Annotated in this window: 5 protein-coding genes; 4 read left to right on the forward strand and 1 reads right to left on the reverse strand. The window is 60.4% G+C overall.

The window, feature by feature from the left end; all coding sequences use genetic code 11:
* A partial coding sequence (locus tag QQJ86_RS14030) for a pseudouridine synthase (RefSeq protein WP_284321580.1) occupies positions 1-499 on the forward strand: 499 nt, incomplete at its 5' end.
* Positions 500-585: 86 nt separating this feature from the next.
* On the opposite strand, the gene QQJ86_RS14035 is transcribed toward QQJ86_RS14030, so the two are convergent.
* Positions 586-1380, reverse strand: a complete 795-nt coding sequence (locus tag QQJ86_RS14035; RefSeq protein WP_284321581.1) for a TatD family hydrolase — start codon at positions 1378-1380, stop codon at positions 586-588.
* A gap of 358 nt (positions 1381-1738) precedes the next feature.
* Here QQJ86_RS14035 and gspE point away from each other — a divergent pair, with 358 nt between their 5' ends.
* From gspE to gspG, 3 genes are all read left to right on the forward strand, one after another.
* On the forward strand, positions 1739-3472 hold the full coding sequence (gene gspE, locus QQJ86_RS14040) for a type II secretion system ATPase GspE (protein WP_423372848.1): 1734 nt from the start codon (positions 1739-1741) through the stop codon (positions 3470-3472).
* 192 nt (positions 3473-3664) lie between these two features.
* Positions 3665-4882: a type II secretion system inner membrane protein GspF gene (gene gspF / locus QQJ86_RS14045; protein ID WP_284321582.1), complete on the forward strand. Its 1218-nt coding sequence runs from the start codon at positions 3665-3667 to the stop codon at positions 4880-4882.
* Between the two features lie 60 nt (positions 4883-4942).
* The gene (gspG, locus tag QQJ86_RS14050; RefSeq protein WP_284321583.1) at positions 4943-5383 is read left to right on the forward strand and encodes a type II secretion system major pseudopilin GspG; all 441 of its coding nucleotides are present in this window, start codon (positions 4943-4945) and stop codon (positions 5381-5383) included.
* The last annotated feature ends 25 nt before the right edge of the window (positions 5384-5408 follow it).

The following is a 5408-nucleotide window of genomic DNA, read 5'->3' on the forward strand; positions in this document are numbered from 1 at the left end:
CCAGTTCACCACTAACGACGGCCGCCCCACGCTGGCCGAGTACGTGCGGCAGAAAGATGTTTACCCCGCAGGTCGCCTAGATCACGATAGCGAAGGCTTGCTGCTGCTGACTGATGATGGTGCGCTCGCGCATCGACTCACTGATCCGAAACATAAGCAGCCAAAAACCTATCTGGTGCAGGTGGACGGTGCGCTTAGCGACGAAGCTATGCAGACGTTGCGCCGTGGTGTCGTATTGAACGATGGCCCCACCTTGCCGACTATCGCCGTGCACGCACAGGAACCGTCGTGGCTATGGCCGCGTGATCCGCCAGTGCGCTTCCGCAAGAGCATTCCTACAAGTTGGTTGTCGATCACATTGCACGAAGGGCGTAATCGCCAGGTACGCAGAATGACAGCAGCAGTGGGGTTTCCTACCTTGCGATTGATACGCGTGCGGATTGGCGACTACACACTGGATGGATTGGCACCAGGCGATACGCGCGTGCTCTCACGGTAATTCGTAGGTAGGGGTGAAAACCCCAACATTGCCATCTACATAGACATGACGATGTTGGGATTTTCATCCCAACCTACCCGAAGGTTTCAAATTTCCGGCAAGCCGAAAAACGTACGCGCGGCAGCTGTACTGTTTGCCGCCGTTACATCAGCAGACTCACCGCGATCCCGCGCAATCTCCTCGCAGATATGCTTCAGATACATCGGCTCGTTGCGTCGATGACTCGGCTGTGGCCGCACCGTGCGCGGCAACAGATACGGCGCATCCGTTTCGATGAGTAGCCTGTTTGCCGGAATCTCGCGCACGAATTCGCGCAGATGCGTGCCGCGCCGTTCGTCGCAGATCCAGCCGGTGATGCCGATGTAGCAATCCAGGGCGAGGTAGTCGTGCAAGGCTTCGCGCGTGTCGGTAAAGCAATGCACGACTACGGCTGGCACCTTGTCGCGATAGCGCTTGAGCAAGGCGACAAAGTCATGATGTGCATCGCGCTGATGCAGGAACAGCGGCTTACCTGCGTCTACTGCAATGCGCAACTGACGCTCGAACACTTCCAGTTGCACATCACGCGGGGAATAGTTGCGGTTGTAGTCCAATCCCGTTTCGCCGACGGCGCGTACTTCCGGCTGACGCGCCAGTTCGCGCAAATGGGTGTCGGTTAAATCGTTGTAATCGACCGCATGGTGTGGATGCACCCCCGCCGTAGCGAACAGTTTGCCCGGGTGGGCGCGGGCCAGATCCAGCGCGTGATCACTACCACTATGTGACGCGCCCGTGACGACCATTTGAATCACCCCATGCGCCGCTGCGCGTTGCAGCACCGCATCAAAGTCGTGGCGAAACGATTCGTGGGTGAGATTGGCCCCGATATCGACGAGCTGCATGCAGAGAGAACCCTTTCAAAAAGTTGGAGTCTGCTTACGCCCTTCGCGCAGCCCGCCTTGCGCCTGAGCGGTCGCCATGCGGTAGCGCGTGGTGACCGCTCAGACACAATGCGGATGACGCGGAGAACGTAAGCAGTCTCTCATTGTCTCATTCGTATCTAGCTCGATCCATGCTGCATGCGCGTTACGCTTTTCAGGGTTTTGCACGTGAACAGGTGATCACTACGCGACAACGGCTGCCGTGCAAGGCTCGCCAGCCGCTTCGTGGATGTGTTACCAATGGAATTCGCCTTTTCGACGCATTGGGACGCCGGGCGGGCGGGACTCATAAAAGCAGTATGACCAACGGGGTGGAACCATGTCGGCAGCCTTGAAGCCGGCGTCCATAGGGACGATGCAAAACACGGAAGACCACGAAGCGGCGGTCTGCGCGCTGCTGGTGGCGCGTGGACGCCTGAAAGACAACGATTTGGCACGTGCGAAGCGGCTGCACGAGGAGGCGCCCGAAGGCACCCTCACCGCGCTACTGGCGCGTCTGGGGCTGGTCTCCGAGCGTGACCTCGCCGAAGCCTGGGCAGAACGCCTGCATGCGCCACTGTTGGCGGTCCGCGACGTGCCGGACATGCCGCCGGCCGATCTCGATGTTTCCATGCGCTTCCTCAAGCAACAGCACGTCGTGCCGGTGCGCGTGGGAGAGGATGGCATTGCGCTGGTCGTGGCCGATCCGGCCGATCCCTATCCCTTGCACGCCGTGCAGCTCGCTTCGGGCAAGCCGGTATCGCTGTGCATCGGCTTGCGCTCGGAAATCGACGACCTGATCGAACGTTATTACGGCCAGGGCCGATCCGCGATGGGCACCATCGTGGAAAACCTCGACGGCAGCAGTGCGGAAGAGGAAGACGTGGAACACCTGCGCGACCTGGCTTCCGAAGCGCCGGTGATCCGCCTGGTGAATTTGATCCTGCAGCGCGCGGTGGAACAGCGCGCATCGGACGTGCACATCGAGCCGTTCGAGAATCGCCTGAAAGTGCGCTACCGCATCGACGGCGTGCTGCATGAAGTGGAAGCACCGCCTTCCAGCTCCACTGCGGCGGTGATCAGCCGCGTGAAGATCATGGCCAAGCTCAACATTGCCGAGCGACGCCTGCCGCAAGACGGGCGCATCCAGTTGCGCGTGCAAGGCAAAGAGTTGGACCTGCGCGTTTCCACCGTGCCGACCAGCTTCGGCGAATCGGTGGTGATGCGTATTCTCGACCGCGAAACGGTCGTGTTCGATTTCGCTTCGCTTGGTTTCACCGACAACTTCCAGAAACGTTTCGTCGACGTGCTGGAGCGCCCGCACGGCATCCTGCTGGTCACCGGTCCCACGGGTTCCGGCAAAACCACCACGCTTTACACCGCGCTGTCGAGGATCAATACGCCAGGCGTGAAGATCATCACCGTGGAAGATCCGGTGGAATACCAGCTCGAAGGTATCAACCAGATCCAGGTGAAGCCGCAGATCGGTCTGGATTTCGCCCATGCGCTGCGCTCGATCATGCGCCAGGATCCAGACGTGATCATGATCGGCGAAATGCGCGATCTGGAAACCTGTCGCATCGCGATCCAGTCCGCGCTCACTGGTCACTTGGTGTTGTCTACGCTGCACACCAACAGTGCGTCCGGCGGCGTGACGCGCATGCTCGACATGGGCGTGGAAGATTACCTGCTCGGCTCCACCGTCAACGGCATTCTTGCGCAGCGCCTGGTACGCCGGCTCGATCCGGAAACCGCGACTCCTTACGAAGCACCGCCGGAAGTGATCAAGGAATTTGAGCTGGAGAAGTACACCGACGAGCGACCCATTCGCTTGTGGAAGGCCGGCAGCAGCGCGTCCAATCCCACCGGTTATCGCGGCCGGCGCGCCATCATGGAATTCCTGGTAATGAGCGACTCCCTGCGCCGCCTGGTGATGCAGCATGCCGACGCGAGCGAGATCGAACGCCAGGCGCGCGCCGAAGGCATGCGCACCATGTATGAGGACGGCATCGCAAAAGCCGTGGCAGGCATCACCACCATTGAGGAGGTGTTGCGTGTTACGCAGGAGGGTTGATGTCGCCGCTTTCACGCCCTCTCCCCTCCGGGGAGAGGGCTGGGGTGAGGGGAGGTTCTTGCATGGAGTCAACATTGAAGCGCGCTTCGATGCGGCACCAACGCAAGATTGGCCCCTCACCTCAATCCTCTCCCTCGTGAACAAATTTGGTAAACGGGGGAGAGGAAGCGAACGCCAAGAGCGGGTTCTTATATGAGCCAATTCCGCTATCGCGCCGTCAGCGCCTCCGGCGAAATCGTGCAGGGACAGATGGAGGCCGCAAGCCTCGACGAAGTGATCGTGCGCCTGCAGGATCAGGGCCACACGCCGCTCGAAGCCAAACCTGCCGATGCAGGCGGTGGCAGCAGCGGCTTTGCGGGATTTCTGAAGCGTGGTCCTTTCAGCGGCGACCAGCTCGCGCAATTCACGCATCAGCTGGCCACACTGCTGGGTGCGGGACAGCCGCTGGATCGCGCACTCGGCATCCTGATGGATTTGCCCGAGGGCGAGCATGCGAAGAAGTTGATTGAGCGTGTGCGGGATCGTGTGCGCGGCGGTACACCGCTGTCGCAGGCGATGGATGAAGAGCACGGTGTGTTTCCCAAGCTCTACATCGCGCTTGTGCGCGCGGGCGAAGTCGGCGGTTCACTGGAAGACACCCTGCGTCGCCTTGCCGACTATCTCGAACGCTCGCAGGAGTTGCGCGGCAGCATCATCAACGCGCTGATCTATCCGGCGTTCCTGATGGTCGGTGTGTTCGGTTCGTTGTTGTTGCTGCTGACTTATGTGGTGCCGCAGTTCGTGCCGATCTTCCAGGACATGCAGGTGCCGATTCCCTTCATCACCCGTGCGGTGCTCGCCCTCGGCACAACCTTGCAAGACTGGTGGTGGTTGATCCTGGCGATCATCATCGGCGGCGTGTTGGTGTGGCGCGCGCGCATGCGCGATCCGGCGTTGCGCTTGGCCTGGCACGAGCGTCTGCTGAAAATGCGCATGGTCGGTCCGTTGGTGCTGAAAGTGGAAACCGCGCGTCTGGCGCGCACGCTGGGCACGCTGGTGAAAAACGGTGTGCCGTTGTTGTCGGCCTTAAGTATTGCCCGCATGGTGACATCCAACCGCGCACTCGACGAATCGCTGGTGCAGGCCACCGAGATGGTGAAAGGCGGCAATGGCCTGAGCCTTGCGCTGGGGCAATCGCAGCGCTTCCCGCGCCTGGCCATCCAGATGGTGCAGGTGGGCGAAGAGGCGGGGCAGCTCGACACCATGCTGCTCAAGGTCGCCGACACGTTCGAAATCGAAAGCCGGCGCGCTATCGACCGGTTGCTGGCTGCCCTGGTGCCTACGCTCACCATTGTGATGACGTTCTTTGTGGCCATCATCATGGCCGCGATTCTGCTACCGCTGCTCAGTCTCACCAGCAACATCCAGTGATCGGCGTTGTCCAAATTTCATAGCTCTCTATTGCACGCTTCGAAACGGAGAAACCAACCTATGCAGTACAGATACTCACGGACCCGGTCATTGCGTCACCCTCATCGCAGCGCCGGTTTCACCTTGCTGGAAATGCTGGCAGTGATCGTGCTGATCGGTATCGTCGGCGCCATCGTGGTGCGTCAGGTCGGCAGCAGCGTGGACAAGGGCAAGTACGGAGCCGGCAAGGCCCAGCTCACTACCCTGAGCCAAGCGATCGATTCTTATGCGTTGGACAACGGTTCGCCGCCCGCACAATTGGGTGATCTGGTCAGCAAACCCGCCAATGCCACCAATTGGCAGGGGCCTTATGTAAAGCCCTCGCAGCTCAAGGACCCGTGGGGCCATGACTTTGGCTACAAGTATCCGGGCGAACACGGCAATTACGACCTGGTGTTTTATGGTCGGGATGGCAAGCCGGGGGGCGATGGGTATGACGCAGATGTGGGTAATTGGCAGTGACAGAAGCGCTGCGCGCACGATGTTT

It is taken from the genome of Dyella acidisoli (assembly GCF_030160295.1).
GTDB classification, from domain to species: Bacteria; Pseudomonadota; Gammaproteobacteria; order Xanthomonadales; family Rhodanobacteraceae; genus Dyella_B; species Dyella_B acidisoli.

What these genes read in the sequence shown, in the direction of transcription:
- gspE (WP_423372848.1), top strand. Translation starts at nt 1,739, where the DNA reads ATGTCGGCAGCCTTGAAGCCGGCGTCCATAGGGACGATGCAAAACACG.
- gspG (WP_284321583.1), top strand. Translation starts at nt 4,943, where the DNA reads ATGCAGTACAGATACTCACGGACCCGGTCATTGCGTCACCCTCATCGC.
- gspF (WP_284321582.1), top strand. Translation starts at nt 3,665, where the DNA reads ATGAGCCAATTCCGCTATCGCGCCGTCAGCGCCTCCGGCGAAATCGTG.
- QQJ86_RS14035 (WP_284321581.1), bottom strand. Translation starts at nt 1,380, where the DNA reads ATGCAGCTCGTCGATATCGGGGCCAATCTCACCCACGAATCGTTTCGC.